A 19,500-nucleotide genomic window follows, 5' to 3' on the forward strand; every position below is an offset into this window, starting at 1 on the left:
ATATTAAAAAGGAATTAACGTCGATTTATTAACTGTTTCAACCCTCGATTTTGTTAATAAAAAGTCGAAATAAGCAAGGTGTTTTTCTTCAGAAAAAGGTAAAAAGATGTATATTGCGTGTTCGAATATTTGAACCTAAAACTATTAAAAAAATTAGTATATGTCTGACGGAGAGAAGTTAATTCCTATCAACATTGAAGACGAAATGAAGAGTGCCTACATCGATTATTCGATGTCGGTAATCGTTTCCCGCGCACTTCCGGATGTTCGTGACGGTTTAAAACCGGTTCACCGACGTGTGTTGTACGGAATGTATGACTTGGGCGTTTTTTCAAACAGAGCACACAAAAAATCAGCGAGAATCGTAGGGGAGGTCCTTGGTAAGTACCACCCGCACGGTGACAGTTCAGTATATGACGCCATGGTGCGTATGGCGCAGGAGTGGAGTTTACGCTACCTTTTGGTAGATGGTCAAGGGAACTTTGGTTCGATTGACGGTGACAGTCCGGCGGCCATGCGTTATACGGAAGCCCGTATGAAAAAGATGTCAGAAGACATTATGGCAGATATTGACAAAGAGACGGTGGATTTCCAGTTGAACTTTGACGATACCTTATATGAGCCCAAAGTGATGCCTACGCGTATTCCTAACCTTTTAATTAATGGTGCATCAGGGATTGCAGTTGGTATGGCTACGAATATGCCGCCTCACAATTTAACTGAGGTTGTTGACGGAACTTTAGCTTACATTGACAATAACGACATCGAAATCGATGAATTAATGCAGCACATCAAAGCACCTGATTTTCCAACAGGTGGTGTGATTTACGGTTATGAAGGGGTTCGTGAGGCTTTTAAAACAGGTCGTGGCCGCGTTGTAATTCGCGGTAAAGTAAACTTTGAAGAAGTCAACGGCAAAGAAGCCATCATTGTCACAGAGATTCCTTATCAAGTGAATAAGGCTGAAATGATTAAGAAGACGGCCGACTTGATCAATGATAAAAAAATTGAAGGGATTTCAAATATCCGTGATGAATCGGATCGTACCGGTATGCGTATTGTATACGAATTGAAACGTGATGCGGTTCCGAATGTGGTTTTGAACACCTTATTTAAATATACCCAATTACAATCTTCATTCAGTGTCAACAATATTGCCTTAGTGAATGGTCGTCCTGAAATGTTGAATTTAAAAGATTTGATTCACCATTTTGTGGAACACCGTCATGATGTAGTGGTTCGCCGTACGCAATTTGAATTGCGCAAAGCGGAAGAACGCGCGCATATCTTAGAAGGTTTAATTATTGCTTCTGACAATATTGACGAAGTAATTGCCATTATTCGTGGATCAAAAGACGGTGATGAAGCTCGAACTCGCTTGATGGAGCGTTTCAGTTTGTCGGATATTCAGTCGCGTGCCATTGTTGAAATGCGTTTACGTCAGTTAACCGGATTGGAGCAAGATAAACTACGTGCAGAATATGATGATATCATGAAATTGATTCAACGTTTGAAAGACTTGTTGGCAAGCAAAGAATTGCGTATGGAGTTAATCAAAGAAGAATTGATTGAAGTTCGTGATAAATATGGTGATGCCCGTCGTTCAGAAATTGTGTATGCCGGTGGTGATGTGAGTATTGAGGATTTGATTGCCGATGAAAATGTGGTAATTACCATTTCACATGCAGGGTATATTAAACGTACTTCTTTATCTGAATACAAAACTCAAAATAGAGGAGGAGTGGGTCAAAAATCAGCAGCAACGCGTGACCAAGATTTCTTGGAACATTTGTTTGTTGCGACTAACCACCAATACTTATTATTCTTTACACAAAAAGGTAAATGTTTCTGGATGCGTGTTTACGAAATTCCAGAAGGATCGAAAGCAAGTAAAGGTCGCGCTATTCAAAACTTAATCAATATTGAGAGTGATGATAAGGTAAAAGCGTTCATTTGTACCAAAGATTTAAAAGACGAAGAATACATCAATAATCATTTTGTGATTATGGCGACCAAACAAGGTCAGGTGAAGAAAACGCCATTGGAACAATATTCTCGTCCACGTCAAAATGGTATTAATGCGATTACCATTCGTGAAGATGACGAACTATTAGAAGCAAAATTGACAACTGGAAACAGTCAGGTGTTGGTTGCTGTGAAGTCGGGTAAATTGGTTCGTTTTGAAGAAAGCAAAACCCGTCCAATGGGTCGAACAGCTTCGGGTGTTCGCGGTATTACTTTAGCGAGTGAAACGGATGAAGTTATCGGAATGGTGGCCATCGACGAGAAAGAAGTGAACGAAAAACAAATTCTTGTGGTTACTGAAAACGGTTATGGAAAACGAACCAAATTAGTAGATGACGATGGAGAAGATGTGTATCGTATCACAAACCGTGGTGGTAAAGGGGTGAAAACCTTAAATATTACCGAAAAAACGGGTCAGTTGATTTCCATTTGTGATGTAACCGATGAAGATGATTTGATGATCATTAATAAATCGGGGTTGACAATTCGTATGATGGTTTCTGATTTACGTGTGATGGGACGTGCTACACAAGGCGTTCGTTTGATTAATATCAAAAACAACGATTCCATTGCTGCGGTTACCAAAGTAATGCGAGAAGAAGAGGAAGAAGGAATTGAAGATTTGGAAGGAACCGATTTCACTGAAGGGGAAATTTCAAATGATGAAACCGCTTCGGAATCTGAAGAATAAATAATTATAACACTGTAAAAGCCATGATATCTCTCGAGTGAACATGGCTTTTTATTTTAAACTAAAATTTATGAAAATCAAAAATGTAATTTTAGGCGGAACACTTTTGATCGGACTTGTTTCGTTTGCACAAAAAGACGAGTTGAAAGCATTAAAAAAATTGTATGGAAAAGATAAATTAAAGCCAGAAGAGGTTGCTGAATACAAGAGTTTATTAACAAAACTTGAAAGTTTAGCGACAGAAGAATCGGATAAAGTTTATACAAGTTTTTATAAAAGTTTTTTACCCTTCAAGGAAATTTTATCTCTTGACCCCAGTCAATTACAAAATGAATTAAAACGAGTTGCTACTCCAGTTGCAATTAAAGAATTAGCTAATACTACAAAATCTACACTGGATTTTGAAAAAAAATCAGGAAAAAAAATATACACTGATGACATTGCCGAAAAAATCAATCTAATTAAGCCGCAATTATTAAATATTGCTATTGATTTTGGAAATGTAAAAAAATATAAGGAGTCTGCTGAGATTTTATATTCCATTTATTTGTTGGATACCAAAGTGGCAGACAACCTATATTATGCCGCTAATTATGCAATTCAAGCAAAAGATTACGAATCTGCTTTAAAATATTTTAAAGAATTAAAGGATATTAAATATACCGGTGAAGCAACACAATATTTGGCGAAGAATAAAGTAACCAATGAATTTGAAACTTTTGGCGATAAAGAAGTACGTGATAAGCTTGTAGCACTTGGGAATTACACCAATCCTAAAGAAGAAAAAATCCCCTCTCGAAAAGGTGAGATTTATAGAAATTACGCGTTAATCTTAATTGAAACAGGAAAATCAAACGAGGCAAAAGCGGCATTAGCTGAAGCAAGAGTGGAAAATCCAAATGATACGGATTTGATTATTGCTGAGGCCGATGTTTATCTTAAAATGAATGACATTGCAAAATATCAATCGCTAATTAAAGAAGCATTGGATAAAAATCCGAACGATCACATTTTGCTATATAATTTAGGTGTAACTAGTGGAAATAATAATCAACTCGCTGAAGCAGAGAAATATTACAATCAAGTTATAAAAATCGATCCTAATTATATAAATGCCTACCTAAATTTATCGGATATTGTTTTAAGACCAGATGCAAAAATGGTTGAAGAAATGAATAAATTGGGGACAACTGCTAAAGATCAAAAGCGCTATGAAGCGTTGAAAGCAGAAAGACAAGCCTTGTTTAATAAAGCAATGCCTATTTTGGAAAAAGCATATCAATTAGATCCTTCAAATGATATAGTTAAAACCAACTTGTTATCAGTTTACAGGTTTTTAGAATTAAGTGATAAAGTAAAGCAATTGAAAGAAAGTAAATAATAAAAAAGCGTCCTAAAAATTTAGGACGCTTTTTTTATATAATTTTTTTTATTACTCGTAGTCGATGGGTATGCCGATTTTGCTCTGCATTGTATATGCCTAAATGATCTAAACGGTCGATGCGAACTTTTCCACTGGCATGGATGATGTAATTATTTTCTAACATAATGCCCACATGGATGATTTTCCCTTCTTCATTATCAAAAAATGCCAAATCACCCGGTTCGCTTTCCTCAATAAAACTCAACACTTCGCCTTGTGTGGCTTGTTGAGAAGCATCACGTAATAAAGAATATCCATTTAATTTGTACACCATTTGCGTAAAACCGGAACAGTCAATGCCAAAAGGTGTTTTTCCACCCCATAAATACGGTGCATTTAAATACATAAATGCGGTTGCAATCAATTCATTTTTAGGTTTTATCCCACTGACTTTCAATCCTTCAAAATTGTAATTGGCACTATTTATTTCAGGATGATGTAAAAATGATAAAGACGCACCCAAAGTCAGCGGAGTGAGTTGGTTCTCAGGAGTAATCGCATATTCTACCAAATCCGCATTAAGAATTACAGCATCATTGGATAGTTTATCATAATTCTCTTTTGAAATTTCTTGGTATTGCTTGCTGTCGACCCAACCTTCGTATTGGTCAAATTGCAAACGAATTTTGGACCATTGACGGTCCTTTTCAAGAATCTCAAAATGTTCGCCAAATAAAACTTGCGAGACAATTTCACTGCGATCGCTGGCTTCAGCGCGCAATGGAATGACGGAAAGATTACAAATGGCAAACTTGTTCATTAGACTAGGATTATAATCGTTCGATGACTAATGCTGAAGCACCACCACCACCATTACAAATAGCGGCAGCTCCAATTTTTGCATTATTTTGGGCTAAAACATTGATCAAAGTAACAATAATTCGCGCACCCGAACATCCCAGAGGGTGTCCCAATGAAACCGCACCACCGTTAACATTCACCTTTTCATTATCCAAATTAAGTATTTTGGCATTGGCCAATCCAACTACAGAAAACGCTTCGTTGAATTCGAAATAATCAACTTCGTCAATAGCAATTCCTGCTTTTGACAAAGCTTTAGGTAATGCTTTTGCTGGAGCTGTGGTAAACCATTTTGGTTCTTGTGCCGCATCAGCGTAACCGCGAATAACTGCTAAAGGCGTTAAGCCCATCGCTTTTGCTTTTTCTTCACTCATTAAAACTACAGCAGCAGCTCCATCATTAATAGTTGAAGCATTAGCAGCCGTTACCGTTCCTTCTTTGGTGAAAACCGGACTTAATGTTGGAATTTTATCTAAACGCACATTGGTGTATTCTTCATCTTTGGTTATCATAATTGGATCACCTTTGCGTTGGGGAACCGCTACAGGAACCACTTCGGCATCAAATTTTCCAGCCTCCCATGCTTGCGCCGAACGCTGGTACGATTGGATGGCAAAATTGTCTTGTTCTTCACGAGAAATGTTGTATTCCGTAGCACATAAATCGGCACAAACTCCCATAGCATTATTGTCGTAAGCATCCGTTAAGCCGTCTTTTTGCATTCCGTCGAGCATGGAAGTAGGACCAAATTTCACACCATTTCGCAAATGAACATAATGCGGAATCAAACTCATGTTTTCCATTCCACCAGCAACCACAATTTCAGCATCACCTGCCATAATGGCTTGGGCACCTTGCATAATGGCTTTCATTCCAGAAGCACAAACTTTATTTACAGTAGTACAGGCAACTTCTTCAGATAATCCAGCATACAATGCCGCTTGACGTGCTGGAGCTTGTCCCACACCCGCTTGAACGACATTTCCCATAATGACTTCATCGACCAATTTAGGATCTAAATTGATTTTGTCTAATGCACCTTTAATGGCTGCTGCACCAAGGCGAGGGGCTGTTACAGTTGATAAAGCTCCCATGAAACTTCCGATAGGAGTTCGAGCTGCTGCTACGATAACCACTTTTTTACTCATGATTCACTAAAATTAGATTGGTTTGTTTGTTGTGCAAATCTACTATTTTTTGCCAAATATGCCCGAAAATTGGGTTGTTTTTACGACTAATGTCGTTTTTTTATGGGCTATACTGTTGATAACGAATTGCTTCGAAGAAGCTCGTAAATTAATTCATAAAAAATCGACCTAAATTGTTGTATTTTTTAGAATGTTACTTTACATTTGCAACCGCTTTAGAGCGAAAGTTCTTTACTTTTAAGAATTAGGAGAGGTGCCGGAGTGGTAACGGAGCAGATTGCTAATCTGTCGACGGGTAACCGTCGCCAGGGTTCGAGTCCCTGTCTCTCCGCTTCTTTTCGGGGTGTAGCGTAGCCCGGTTATCGCGCCTGCTTTGGGAGCAGGAGGCCGCAGGTTCGAATCCTGCCACCCCGACTTAGGTCCAGTAGCTCAGCTGGATAGAGCAACTGCCTTCTAAGCAGTAGGTCTCAGGTTCGAATCCTGACTGGATCACATGAAAGCCTCTGTTTTAGAGGCTTTTTTTGTTTAAAAAAATTTAATAGTCTCAGGTTCTCCCGAAGTTTCGGGACTGACTGGATCACATGAAAGCCTCTGTTTTAGAGGCTTTTTTTGTTTAAAAATTATAGTCTCAGGTTCTCCCGAAGTTTCGGGACTGACTGGATCACATGAAAGCCTCTGTTTTAGAGGCTTTTTTTGTTTAAAAATTATAGTCTCAGGTTCTCCCGATGTTTCGGGACTGACTGGATCACATGAAAGCCTCTGTTTTAGAGGCTTTTTTTGTTTAAAAATTATAGTCTCAGGTTCTCCCGATGTTTCGGGACTGACTGGATCATAGGATAGCCTCTGTTTTAGAGGCTTTTTTTGTTTAAAAATTATAGTGTCCGATTCTCCCGAAAATTCGGGACTGACTGGATCATAGGATAGCGGCTGTTTTTAGTCGTTTTTTTAACAAATAGAAATTAAACCAAAGGCACAAATTCTGTACAAAAAAGACTATTTTTAGGTCTTAATTTAAATCCTATGAACAAAAGCATTGTTTTGCTTTTACTATCTTTCACCTTATTGTCTGTTGTTTCTTGTAAAACAGCAGATAAGACCATTTCCAACAAAGATTTTATTAAAAACAATTACATTAATTCTAAGTCCTTGGCCATCTATGAAGGGATTCATGATACTGCATTTGTTCGTTTACGCAATTATGAAGGGATGTTTGTGTTTGATATGAAATATGCTTCGAAGGATAATTTTTTGAAAACGCAAGTGTATGATTGTGCCGAATGTTATTTGCGCATGAAAACCGTTCGCAATTTGATTGAAGCCAATAATGAATTTTTACAGTTAGGCTATCGTATAAAAATTTTTGATTGCTACCGTCCACTGGATATCCAAAAGAAGATGTGGAATATCATGCCCGATGCAGATTATGTCGCCGATCCTAAACGCGGTTCTATTCATAATCGTGGAGGAGCCGTTGATATTACATTAGTGGATTTGAATGGTGTCGAATTGGAAATGGGAACTTCTTTTGATCATTTCGGACCCGAAGCAGCCCATGCCTACAAGAAACTTTCTAGTAAAGTAAAAGCCAATAGAGCGCTATTGAAAGAAATTATGTTGCGCCACAATTTTCGCGCTTTCAAATCGGAGTGGTGGCATTATAACTTGGCCGAATCCATCAAAGATCCGTTGGCTAATTTTAAATGGGATTGTCCTTAAATTTTTTGGGTAAAAAGAACCGCTTTTTTCTGATTCAAAAGGGTTACAAAAAAAACATAATCGTCACCACCGTCTTTTATTTTCCCTTTTTTCCGAATTTCTTCCACAGTCTCCGGAAAATTACGTGTCGCTACATTGAATTTTTTACCGCTCATACTTTTTAAAATTGCTTTGGAATACTCTTCAATTCGAGTTATTTGAAAGCGACGACCCGGAAAATCTATTAATTCGGAACTTGTGAATAAATGCGTATGCGGATGGAGTTTCTTTAATTGATGCAATTTTGCTAGTCCGTTTTGCACTCCTGACTTTAAAACTGCTGCGTTGGGTTCGTATAAGTAAGTAAGCGGTAATTCACAATCCATTGCTACGTTTTCTCCAAAAATAGCAGAAAACGTTTCCACTTGTTGATCCTTAGCGATGGAATCCGCATGGATGGTTATCGGACCCGTCCAGTCTTTTTCTAAAAAAAACAACAATTCTTTCACTTCATTAAGATAGGCAACTACGCGCACTTCTTTGACAAATTCAAGTTCGCGAATAGCAGAAGTGATATCAAGGATGGGGGCGACTTTAATTAAAATTTGGTTTGTAAATTTCCAATAGGCGGTTACTAATTCGGGCACATTGGGTTCGCAATCAGCCAAAAGAAAAACTTTACCTTTAACCTCATGTCTTCGGGATGGATCGATGTAAATCCAATCTACAGTTTTGTTATTCTTTTGAAGCCAATCCAAACCATCTCCGTTCACGCAAGTGATGTTGTTTACGCCCAATTGCGAAAAGTTGTGCTGTACAATTTCGCTGAGTTCGGCTTGGTGTTCACAATGATAAACGGTTGCTATTTTTTTTGAAAAATAAAAACTATCCACACCAAAACCTCCCGTTAAATCCACTAATGTTTCTCCTGAAACAAAGTTGGATTTGTATGCTGCTGTAACTTCTGAAGAAGTTTGTTCGATGGAAACTTTGGAAGGATAAAGAATGTTTTCGGATTTAAACCAAGTCGGAAGCTTGTTTTCCGCTTTATTTTTTGCCTCAATTTGATTTAAAATCAATTTATAATCTAGTGAAGGAAAAGGATTCTTTTTTAAAGCCAATTCATTGATTGCACCTTTTAAATGGGATTGAATAAAGGCTTGGATTTCAGGTTGTAATAATGATTTCAAAAGCATTTAAATGTTTTTAGTAAACAACTGAATCCAAGTTGTGTCGGGGAAAAATTCTTTAGCGATCACTTTTAAAATTGTAAACACGGGTACCGCAATGATCATCCCTGGAATACCAAACAACATTCCAGCAATCAATACCACCAAAAAGATTTCTAAAGGGTGTGAATTCACACTTTTCGAAAAAATGATCGGTGAGGTAATGTTGTTGTCGATAAATTGCACCAAGGTAAATCCTATTAGCACATACAAGGTTGTAGGCAAAGTAACGGCTGAAAAATCGGAGTTAATAAAAGAAAGCATGGTTAATATACCCGCAACGGCTGTTCCAATTAACGGACCCACATAAGGGATAATGTTTAATAAAGCACACAAAAACGCAATAATAAAAGCATTGTCTACACCAAAAATGAGAAGTACAACCAGATATAACACACAAACAACGCTGAGTTGGATAATTAATCCAATAAAATAACGACTTAACAATTCGCGAATTTTATCGACTGAATTTAATATTTGATCTTCATGCGAATCGGGTAAAATACGTTTTGCGATTAGTATAAATTGTACTTTGTCTTTTAGAAAAAAGAACGTGATAAAAAATACCGAGACGATTCCAATTCCGATGCTGCTTATGGTATTTATTAAAGAGTTTAAAAAATCGGTGATGGAATTAAACTTAATTTTTGAAGTGAGATCGGTTTCTTTGAGAATGCGATCCATGTCCATGTTATGGGAATTCAAATAAACATCCAATTGGCGGTACAACTCTAATGATCGGGTTTCAATGGCATTGGCATTCAAAAGCGATAATTTATTTCCCTGATCAATGATTAACGGTACAAAAAGGGCAGCTAATCCAACCAAAAGCAATATAAACAATGTAAGTGTGATAGCTACGGCAAGCGTATTTTTAAATTTTAATTTTCGTTTTAAAAATTCGACAATAGGATTGGCAATTAAAGCGAGTACTAAGGAAATGAGTAAGTAAACGATTACCGTCTGAATTTGATAGATGAAATAGACGCCTAAAACTAAAAGCAGAAGCACGCCTATTGCGCGTAATATTCCATGGGCAATCATTTTGGACGTAATCATAACTCAAAATTTAAAGTGTAAAAATAAAAAAACCTGACTGAAATAATTCAATCAGGTTTTGGAAATAATATTATAAAAATTATGGCTGAGCAAAAGAGTTGCGTGCACCACCGGCAGCAAATATGGCATCCATTCTTGCTTTTTGACCTGCTGTAAACATATACATTCCACGGTCATCAGTATAATCCATGTAGTTCATGGTCATTTCAATTGGTGTACCTGTACATGTGCTGTAATGTGGATAAGTTGGAACACCATAATTAGCAGTGTTGTGTTGTGGTGTATCAGCCACTAAATCAGACCCACAAGTAGCATCACCCCAAATGTGACGTAAATTCATCCAGTGACCTACTTCGTGAGTCGCTGTACGACCTAAGTTGTAGGGATAATTAGCAGTGCCGGAAAGTCCGAAATATTTTGAATCAATTACAACACCATCTGTTGCAGACGATCCGCCAGGGAATTGCGCATATCCTAAAATTCCACCTCCAATTGTACAAACCCACATGTTTAATTTAGTAGTAGGTGAAGTTGGAGCTAAACCTCCTTGATTCGCTTTTTTCATAGCATCACGGGTTCCCCAAGAAGTTTTAGTCGTTGATTTACGAATAACTTGATCTAAAACAAATGAGATTCCAACATTGGCTTTTACACCAGAGAAAATTGCAGGAACTTGGTTGTAATCACTGTTGGTTGCATTATAATCTTGGTTTAATACGTCAATTTGTGATTGAATTTGGGTAAGAGAAATATTTTCCGCTGTCGTTCTGTACAACACATTTACAACAACAGGAATCTGGATTTTACCATTCACTAAACGAAATGCAGAAGGGTTTTTTTGATATTCATCCGTGAATCGTTCGATATCTTCCATTCGTTGTAAAAGAGAAGGGTCTTCAGCAATTTGACGCATCAAAACATCATTGGAAGCACAAGAACGCTTAGCGTTTTGAGTGTTTGAAACACCCGAGTTGTTTTGTTCTTCACTTTGACAAGAGAATAAAGCAAGCGCTGTAGCTACGCAAACAATCAATTTTTTCATAAGTTTTACAATTTGTTTGGTTATATGTGCAAATTATAAAATTATGTGTATTGTGAGAAAGATTTCCTTGTTTTTTTTACAATTTAATTGTTAAAAATGTAGTTGATAATATTCGCGCCCATTTTTAATGCTTTTTCCCGAACCTCTTTAGGGTCGTTATGGACATCAGCGTCTTCCCAACCGTCACCCAAATCGCATTCAAAAGTGTATAACAAGACCAATCGATTGTTTTCAAAAATTCCAAATGCCTGTGGGCGCTTAGCGTCGTGTTCATGAATTTTAGGCAATCCATTGGGGAAAGAATTGGGCCCAGTAAAAATGGGGTGATTCGCAGGTATTTCTTGTAGTGCTTTGTCGGGAAAAATGCGTTTGATTTCTCTTCGAATGTACTCATCCATACCGTAATTATCGTCAATATGCAAAAAACCGCCGGATAACATATAGTTTCTTAAGTTGGTGATATCGGCCGGACTGAAAACGACATTACCATGTCCTGTCATGTGCACAAAAGGATAGGAAAATAAATCCGGACTCGAAGGTTCGACTGTCACGGGTTTATTCTTGATATACGTGTTGATAGAAGCATTACAATATTTGATCAAATTAGGTAATGATGTCGGATTGGCATACCAATCGCCGCCACCGTTGTATTTCAAAAGTCCAATTTCTTGAGCCTGAATGCCGAAGCTGAGTAATCCAACTAATACAATCGCTATTCGTTTCATTTTGTGGCTTTGATTTCTTGAATTATTTTATCACTTTCAGAGGTACTCCAGCCCATATTGGCCGACCATTTTTTTGCTTTTTCCGCTTCTTCAAGGGCTTTTGCTTTATTTTTTACTTTGAGGTACAATTTTGCCGCAACTAAATGTTTTTCAGCATTCTCAGAAATCTCTATGGCTTTTTGGATCCAATTGATTGCTTTTTCTAGAGCGATAGGATCTTTTATGTAATTCAAATACACAGATGCTATTTCAACAAGTTGGTTGCTGTCTTTTGCTGCAAATTCGTCTGTTTTGGCTTGGGTAACGGCAACATATTTCTTCCAATCTTGGGTATTGGCATAAATCTGAGTGTCGTATTTAAACAACATTGAATCCGTTTTGCGCAAGTGAATTTTTTCTGCATAGGGTCTGCGTTTGTTGTAATTCAAAGTGTCTGAAGCATCCACATACGCTCGCAAATTATCTTGCACCATAAAAAGTATTTTCTTCTCCACACGCGACGGACTAGCAGCTTTTCCAAATTCGGTTTGATGATCTAAAATAAACTGAAACTCAGGGGCTTCAATAGTATTAATGCCATTGGCCATCACCCGCCAATTAAGTTCGGTAAATAAATTTTCTTTGGCTTGGGTTGCTAAGTATTTTTGGGTAACTTCAGTCGCATCAAATCCGGCTTTTCGCACAGCGGTGATGAATTTTAAACATTTATCGGCATTAGAAGGTTCGGCATTGAATACGGCTTTTAGCGTTTCATATTGATTGTCATTTTGAAGGAGTTTATTGCCTTCTTCCAAAAAACTTTCTTTCTTCATTTCTCCCGAAAATCCGCCTAAATACACTTCTTTGTTGGACAAAAAAGCGAAAGTAGGATAGGAGCGAACTTTAAAAAGTTTATTGAATTTATTTTTTAAGGCATTTCCCGCTTCCGATTCGGCATCCACTGCAACAGTTATGTAATTGGATCCGTAGAATAAAACCACGTCCGTATCAACCAAAACCGAACTTTTCATTTTTTTGCAATGTTCACACCAATTCGCATAAAACATAACCACTAAAGGTTTGTTTTTTTCTTTGGCTTCATTTTGAGCTTCAAAATAATTTCGGTCTTTGAAAATCATATTGGATTGGGCAAAACCACTGAATCCAAGCAATAGAAAGAAAAATAGCAACTGTTTTTTCATCTTATTCATTATTGAAAACCACACTATGGCAAGCGACCACCGCCGCTGTTTCTGTTCGTAATCGGGTGGTACCCAAAGTTACCGGAATGAAATTGTTTGACAAAGCCATTTCAATTTCTTTAACAGAAAAATCGCCCTCGGGTCCGATTAATACCAAAACATTTTGATTTTTCACCAAGGCTTCTTTCAAGGATTTTTTGTTGGTTTCCTCACAATGGGCTATAAATTTTTGTCCCGAATACGCTTGGTTTGTAAATTTTTGAAAGCGAATGGGTTCGTTCAATTTAGGTAAAAAATATTGATTGGACTGTTTCATGGCCGAAACCAAGATTTTCTCCATTCGGTCAACTTTCACAACGGTTCGCTCCGAATTGTCGCAAAGAATGGGTGTGATTTCCGATATTCCTATCTCGGTAGCTTTTTCCAAAAACCATTCGTACCGTTCGTTCATTTTGGTAGGCGCTACAGCCAAATGCAAATGCGTCTTATTAGGTGTTGCGGTATGAACTTTTTGAATGGATACCGTACATTTTGAGTCAGAAGCAATGGTGATTACTGTTTCAAACAAATTCCCTAAACCGTTTGTAACGTGAATACTATCGCCTTCTTTTTTACGAAGGACTTTAATAATGTGTTTGCTTTCTTCGCGATCAAAGGTAAATGAAGTAGCCTCGGGCGTAAGCGTCGGAGTGTAAAATAATTGCATCTTAAAATTCAATTCGTGCTTTGGCAACCACATCAGTTGCAGTGAAACGTTCTTCCAAATAACGGTGGTATCCTACAATTCCAATCATCGCTGCATTATCTGTAGTGTATTCAAATTTCGGAATAAATGTTTTCCAGCCGTATTTGGATTGAGCGTCAACTAAAGTTTGACGAATTCCCGAGTTGGCCGAAACACCACCGCCAATAGCAATTTGGTTAATTCCAGTTGTAGACACTGCCAACTTCAGTTTTTCCATTAATATTTCAATGATGATGTGTTGAATTGAGGCACAAATATCGGCTTTATTTTCTTCAATAAAATTTGGATTTGCCGCTTGATTTTTTTGAATGAAATATAAAATTTGTGTCTTAAGTCCAGAAAAACTAAAGTCCAAACCGTCCACTTTGGGTCGGGTAAACGGAAAACGCTTCGGATTTCCTTCTTTCGCTAATTGATCAATCAACGGTCCGCCGGGATACGGTAATCCCAATATTTTTGCCGATTTATCAAAAGCTTCCCCAACGGCATCGTCAGTCGTTTCACCGATGATTTCTAAATCAAAAAAACTATTCACTTTCACAATTTGAGTATGTCCACCAGAAATGGTTAATGCCAAAAAAGGAAATTCAGGCATCGCAAAACCTTCTTCTTTGATAAAGTGCGCCAAAATATGCGCATGCATATGGTTCACCGCAATTAAGGGAATTTGTAAAGCCATGGCCAATGACTTTGCAAATGAAGTTCCTACCAAAAGAGAGCCCATTAATCCTGGACCTTGAGTAAATGCCACAGCACTTAATTGATCCCGTGTTATCCCCGCTTTTTTCAAAGCAACATCTACCACAGGAACAATATTTTGTTGGTGCGCTCTTGAAGCCAATTCCGGCACAACGCCACCGTATTCTTCATGAATATGTTGCCGCGCTACCACATTGGAAAGTACTACATTATCTTTCAAAACAGCTGCCGCTGTGTCGTCGCACGAACTTTCAATGGCTAAAATATAAATTGGAGGAGTACTCATTAGGCACAATTTTTGTTTAAATTTGGTTTAAACCGCGTAAAACCTGTATTTTTACATCGATTACAAAAGTACATTATTTCAGGTTTTCATCGCCCGTACAAAATTAAATTTGAAAGAGAAAAAACCAAATATACGTTTACAGAAGATTAGAAAAATTACAATCAGGGTACTTTTATCCGTGTTGATTTTGCTAATTCTTTTGGCTATTGCACTTTCTCTTCCCTTTGTACAAACCAAAATCGCCCAGCATTTTACCGAACAATTGAACCGCGATTATCATGTCGATATTCATGTGAGTCGGGTCGAAATCAATCTTTTTGGCGGTGTTCAACTCAAAGAAGTTCTCGTAAAAGATGCTTCCAAAGACACTTTAATTTTTGCCAATCGCATTGGCACTTCCATTACTGATGCCAAATCGTTATTGGACGGGAATTTGTATTTCGGTAAAATGAAGGTGGATGAATTGTTGCTGGATGTAAAAACCTTGAAAGGCGAACGCGACACGAACCTAGATAAATTTGTGGCAGCCTTTGACGATGGGAAAAAGGCTTCGGGTAAATTTAGAATGGTTTCCAAAGAAATTACGTTGGTAAATAGTACTTTTCGTTTAACCGACTATAACCGAAAAGTGCCTAAAGACGCTGATTTCACCAAAATCAACGCCGTAATTTCCGATTTTAAAATTAAGGGTCCAAATGTGTATACCCACATCGATGCCATGTCGTTTTTGGACCATCGCGGCTTATTTGTAACCAGTCTTTCCTCACAGTTTACCTACACCAAGCAAAATATTCGTTTAGAAAAAACAGATTTAAAAACGGAGGAATCCCATTTCAAAGGTGATGTTATTCTACGCTATGACCGTAAGGACTTTGCCGATTTTAACAACAAAGTTCGCTTCGATGTTAACACCGAATTAGCCTCTATTTCAACCAATGATATTCGATTTTTTTACAATGAAATCGGTAAAAATAACCGCATCACATTTTCAGGAAAATTGGACGGCACACTCAATAATTTCACCGCAAAACGACTGTATTTAAAAGATCGATTAAATTCTGAAATTGCCGGAAATGTCAACTTTAGAAATTTATTTGCGACCCGCGGAGAAGGAGATTTTTATATGAAAGGCCGCTTCAAGAAAGTGTCCTCCAATTACGAAGATTTAACAGCTTTGTTACCCAATGTTTTAGGGAAAAAACTACCTTCTTCATTAGCTAAATTAGGGCAGTTCCAACTTTCGGGTGAAGCCGAAATTACGCCCAAATCAATAGACTCTAATTTTGAACTTTCTACATTACTTGGGCAATTAAGTGCCGATATGGTGATGACCAATATTGATAATATTGACAATGCTTCTTACTCGGGTATTTTAGTCATGAACCAATTTGATGTGGGGACATTTTTGGGTCGGAACGATCTCGGAAAAGTAAGTCTAAATGTAGCGGTAGACGGTAATGGATTTGTTGAAAAATACTTAGATGTTCAGTTCTCAGGTGGCGTGCAAAGTATCAACTACAATGGCTACACGTATCAAAATATTCTTGCCGACGGTAGTTTTAAAAAGCCAATCTTCAAAGGGAAAGTAAATATAAATGATCCCAATTTATTCTTTGACTTTGATGGAATCGTTGATTTAAGTAAAAAGGAAAACCGATATGATTTTCATGCGCGTGTGGATTATGCCAACTTGAAAACACTCCGCTTCTTATCCGATGATGTGGCCGTTTTTCGCGGCGACATCGTCATGAAAATGAATGGAAATTCGTTGAATAATATGAAAGGAGATGTGGTGTTTACCAATGCCTCTTACATCAACAAGAAAAACCAATACTTTTTCGATTATTTGTCGTTGAATTCGAGTTTTAATGCCAATGGCGAACATGAAGTGACGCTGTATTCACCCGATGAAGTGAGCGGTAAAATTCAAGGTAAATTCGAGTTTGAACAAATTTCCAAAATGGTGGAAAATTCGTTGGGAAGTTTATATACCAATTACCGTCCTAACAAAGTGAAATCGGGGCAATATGTGAAATTTGAATTTAAAGAATTTCACAATATCATTGAAATCATCAATCCAAAAGTGACCTTCAGTGAAGATGCCGAATTAAGTGGCATCATTCGCAGTGATCAAAATGATTTTAAAATGGATTTAAAGTCCAAATCGGTTGATGCTTACGGAATTCATTTGGACAATGTGTTGGTAGATATTGACAATAAAAATCCGTTGTACAACACTTATGTACAAATGGATAGTATCAAAACAAAGTACTATAAAATCCGCGATTTTTCGTTAATCAATGCAACTTCAAAGGATACGCTTTCATTCCGTACCGAATTCAAAGGCGGGGAAAAAGGCAACGACTTTTACAATTTGAACTTGTACCATACCATTGATGCCAATAAACAAAACGTGGTTGGATTCCGAAAATCAGAGGTAATGTTCAAAGATTTCTTGTGGTACATCAATGAAAAAGAAGACGAGAAGCACCGCATAGTTTTTGATAAAAAATTAAGCAATTTTAAATTTGATGAGTTGGTGATTTCTCATGAGGACCAATTCATGAAATTGAATGGTGGCATCAGCAGTCAGGGCGGTTCCAAAGATTTACAGCTCACGTTCCATGATGTCAATTTGAACAAAATCACCCCCGATGTCAAACAATTTGCATTTGAAGGAAAAGTAAATGGGGAAGTAAACATCAAGCAATTCAATTCGGTATACCAACCCACAGCTCAGTTGCAAATTGAAGATTTATTGGTCAATGATAATGAACTTGGGAATCTGGATTTACAGATAAAAGGAAATGATGATTTTTCCAAATTTGATATTCATTCCACCATTGAAAATAAATTGTTACGTTCGTTTACCGCAGAGGGGAATTTACGTACCCAAAGCGGAGAAACCTTTTTGGATTTGGATCTAAATTTCCAACGTTTCAATCTTGGCGTATTGGATCATTTGGGAGGAGAAGTATTGTCGAATATTCGCGGATTTGTTTCGGGGAATGCTCGTTTAGACGGCAATATCAATAACATCGATTACAACGGTCGGTTGTTTGTAGACGATGCCGGTGTGACGGTGCCGTATTTGAATGTGGATTATAAAATTCAGCCCAATTCCATTGTCGATGTGACGCAAGACCGCTTCATTATTCAAAAAGCCCGAATTTTTGATTCCAAATTCAATACCGAAGGAACGCTACAAGGCTTTGTTAAACACAAACAATTCGGCAATTGGGAATTGGATTTAAATATTGCCTCTGATAAAATTTTAGCCTTAGACACGAAAGATAGCGAGGATGCGGCTTATTTTGGAACTGCATTTATTGATGGCTATGCCACGATTAAAGGGCCGACCGAAAATTTGGAAATCAATATGGTGGCCACTTCGGTGAAAGGAACCGACATCAAAATTCCAATTAACGATGCCGATGCCGTGGCCGAAAATAATTACATCCATTTTGTAACACCTTCAGAGAAGAAAGGGCAAACGACCAAGGATGTTGAATTTATTCGCAATTACAACGGATTGCAAATGAATTTCGAATTTAATATTACACCTGTGGCCAATATTGAAGTGATATTAAATCGTGAATCCAAGCACGGTATGCGCGGTACCGGAGTAGGAACTTTATTCATGAATATTAATACGTTGGGTAAGTTTGAAATGAACGGGGACTTCCAGGTTTGGGATGGCTATTATAACTTCAAATACGGCGGATTAATCGATAAAAAATTCAAAGTAAAACGCTACGGTTCGATTGTTTGGGACGGAAATCCGTATCGCGCCCAATTGAACTTAGAAGCGGTTTCTCAAAACATTACGGCAAACCCTGCTGTACTTATTGAAAATGCTTCATTTAATCGCAAAATTCCGGTAGAAGTGGTGATTTCTTTAAAAGGAACTGTATTAACTCCTGAACCTGATTTCGCCATCAATTTCCCCAATGTGAGTTCGGTTATTCGCTCTGAAATTGAAACCAAATTAAGCGATAAAGATACGCGCCAAACCCAAGCACTTTATTTACTATCTACGGGTGGTTTCTTAAGTCCGGAAGGTTTGAGTCAGTCGCAAATCACCAACAGTTTCTACGAAAAAGCAGGAGCTCTTTTTGGCGATTTATTCAATGATAAAGATGGGAAATTTATTGTTGATGTTACTTACAGTCAGGCCGATCGTACCGCTTTGAATCCTACAGATGGGCGTTTGGTAGCCAATATTACTACACAAATTAACGATCGTATTACCATCAATGGTAAAGTCGGGGTGCCCACAGGCGGTGTTTCCCAAACTGCCATTGTCGGCAACTTTGAAGCCTTGTACCGCGTAAATGAAGACGGAACATTGAATTTACGTTTGTTCAATCGTGAAAACGACATCAATTATATCGGTCAAGGAGTTGGATATACGCAAGGTGCCGGTATTTCGTATGAAGTTGACTTTGATACGTTTAACGAATTGATTAAGAAAATCTTTGGCAAAAAAGCAGTTCAGGTTTCTACTGCAGGCCATGATGTACCTGCTGATTCAGGCTATTTCCCAGATTACATTGATATGAATACCAAGCCGGAAAATAAAAAACCGGAAGAAACTACCCCTAAGCCCAATCAAGAGGCTGTTCCTCAAGACGATTAAGTCTCATTTTGAGAATTTCGCTTTTTTTTCTGTAAATAACTAGAAACTTATCAACGAAAACGTTTGAATTTTACCGATTTTTTCAAATTGGTAAAAAGTCAGTATTCTATAT

The 19,500-nt window shown here is 37.6% G+C and carries 13 protein-coding genes and 3 tRNA genes; 7 read left to right on the forward strand and 9 right to left on the reverse strand.

Going from position 1 to position 19,500, the window contains the following annotated elements; all coding sequences use genetic code 11:
• The first annotated feature begins 160 nt into the window (after positions 1–160).
• Together gyrA and EQG61_RS06550 are read left to right on the forward strand one after the other, a co-directional pair.
• The gene (gene gyrA / locus EQG61_RS06545; protein ID WP_129461116.1) at positions 161–2,716 is read left to right on the forward strand and encodes a DNA gyrase subunit A; all 2,556 of its coding nucleotides are present in this window, start codon (positions 161–163) and stop codon (positions 2,714–2,716) included.
• 70 nt (positions 2,717–2,786) lie between these two features.
• The gene (locus EQG61_RS06550; protein WP_164974900.1) at positions 2,787–4,097 is read left to right on the forward strand and encodes a tetratricopeptide repeat protein; all 1,311 of its coding nucleotides are present in this window, start codon (positions 2,787–2,789) and stop codon (positions 4,095–4,097) included.
• 34 nt (positions 4,098–4,131) lie between these two features.
• Here the strand turns inward: EQG61_RS06550 and EQG61_RS06555 are convergent, their stop codons facing one another.
• Positions 4,132–4,899 (reverse strand): C40 family peptidase, encoded by a 768-nt coding sequence (locus tag EQG61_RS06555; protein WP_129461118.1) that lies wholly within the window; start codon positions 4,897–4,899, stop codon positions 4,132–4,134.
• A gap of 10 nt (positions 4,900–4,909) precedes the next feature.
• The gene (locus EQG61_RS06560; RefSeq protein WP_129461119.1) at positions 4,910–6,088 is read right to left on the reverse strand and encodes an acetyl-CoA C-acyltransferase; all 1,179 of its coding nucleotides are present in this window, start codon (positions 6,086–6,088) and stop codon (positions 4,910–4,912) included.
• A gap of 247 nt (positions 6,089–6,335) precedes the next feature.
• On the opposite strand from EQG61_RS06560, the gene EQG61_RS06565 reads away from it, so the two are divergent.
• The 4 genes from EQG61_RS06565 to EQG61_RS06580 all read left to right on the forward strand — a co-directional run bounded on the left by EQG61_RS06565 (position 6,336) and on the right by EQG61_RS06580 (position 7,804).
• A tRNA-Ser gene (locus EQG61_RS06565) sits at positions 6,336–6,419 on the forward strand.
• Between the two features lie 8 nt (positions 6,420–6,427).
• Positions 6,428–6,502: transfer RNA gene (locus EQG61_RS06570), tRNA-Pro, on the forward strand.
• Positions 6,503–6,506: 4 nt separating this feature from the next.
• A tRNA-Arg gene (locus tag EQG61_RS06575) sits at positions 6,507–6,580 on the forward strand.
• A gap of 528 nt (positions 6,581–7,108) precedes the next feature.
• Entirely contained in the window at positions 7,109–7,804 is a 696-nt protein-coding gene (locus EQG61_RS06580; protein ID WP_129461120.1) for a M15 family metallopeptidase, read from the forward strand.
• Here the strand turns inward: EQG61_RS06580 and EQG61_RS06585 are convergent.
• The 7 genes from EQG61_RS06585 to tsaD all read right to left on the reverse strand — a co-directional run bounded on the left by EQG61_RS06585 (position 7,801) and on the right by tsaD (position 14,749).
• Positions 7,801–8,979, reverse strand: coding sequence for a class I SAM-dependent methyltransferase (locus EQG61_RS06585; RefSeq protein WP_129461121.1), 1,179 nt, complete (start codon positions 8,977–8,979; stop codon positions 7,801–7,803). The genes EQG61_RS06580 and EQG61_RS06585 overlap by 4 nt on opposite strands.
• On the reverse strand, positions 8,980–10,071 hold the full coding sequence (locus EQG61_RS06590) for an AI-2E family transporter (protein WP_129461122.1): 1,092 nt from the start codon (positions 10,069–10,071) through the stop codon (positions 8,980–8,982). It lies immediately after the preceding gene.
• A gap of 79 nt (positions 10,072–10,150) precedes the next feature.
• Positions 10,151–11,113 carry a zinc metalloprotease gene (locus EQG61_RS06595; protein ID WP_129461123.1) on the reverse strand — a complete coding sequence of 321 codons (963 nt, stop codon included), beginning with the start codon at positions 11,111–11,113 and terminating at the stop codon, positions 10,151–10,153.
• Positions 11,114–11,196: 83 nt separating this feature from the next.
• Complete coding sequence (locus tag EQG61_RS06600) at positions 11,197–11,838, reverse strand: DUF4159 domain-containing protein (RefSeq protein ID WP_129461124.1); 642 nt, start codon at positions 11,836–11,838, stop codon at positions 11,197–11,199.
• Entirely contained in the window at positions 11,835–13,019 is a 1,185-nt protein-coding gene (locus tag EQG61_RS06605; RefSeq protein WP_164974901.1) for a thioredoxin family protein, read from the reverse strand. Before EQG61_RS06605 ends, EQG61_RS06600 begins: the two co-directional genes overlap by 4 nt.
• A gap of 1 nt (position 13,020) precedes the next feature.
• On the reverse strand, positions 13,021–13,725 hold the full coding sequence (locus EQG61_RS06610; RefSeq protein WP_129461126.1) for a 16S rRNA (uracil(1498)-N(3))-methyltransferase: 705 nt from the start codon (positions 13,723–13,725) through the stop codon (positions 13,021–13,023).
• Between the two features lies 1 nt (position 13,726).
• The gene (gene tsaD / locus EQG61_RS06615; protein WP_129461127.1) at positions 13,727–14,749 is read right to left on the reverse strand and encodes a tRNA (adenosine(37)-N6)-threonylcarbamoyltransferase complex transferase subunit TsaD; all 1,023 of its coding nucleotides are present in this window, start codon (positions 14,747–14,749) and stop codon (positions 13,727–13,729) included.
• A gap of 199 nt (positions 14,750–14,948) precedes the next feature.
• Here tsaD and EQG61_RS06620 point away from each other — a divergent pair, with 199 nt between their 5' ends.
• Positions 14,949–19,388 carry a translocation/assembly module TamB domain-containing protein gene (locus EQG61_RS06620; RefSeq protein ID WP_235829037.1) on the forward strand — a complete coding sequence of 1,480 codons (4,440 nt, stop codon included), beginning with the start codon at positions 14,949–14,951 and terminating at the stop codon, positions 19,386–19,388.
• Positions 19,389–19,500: the final 112 nt, after the last annotated feature.

The organism is Flavobacterium stagni, assembly GCF_004122105.1.
GTDB classification, from domain to species: domain Bacteria; phylum Bacteroidota; class Bacteroidia; order Flavobacteriales; family Flavobacteriaceae; genus Flavobacterium; species Flavobacterium stagni.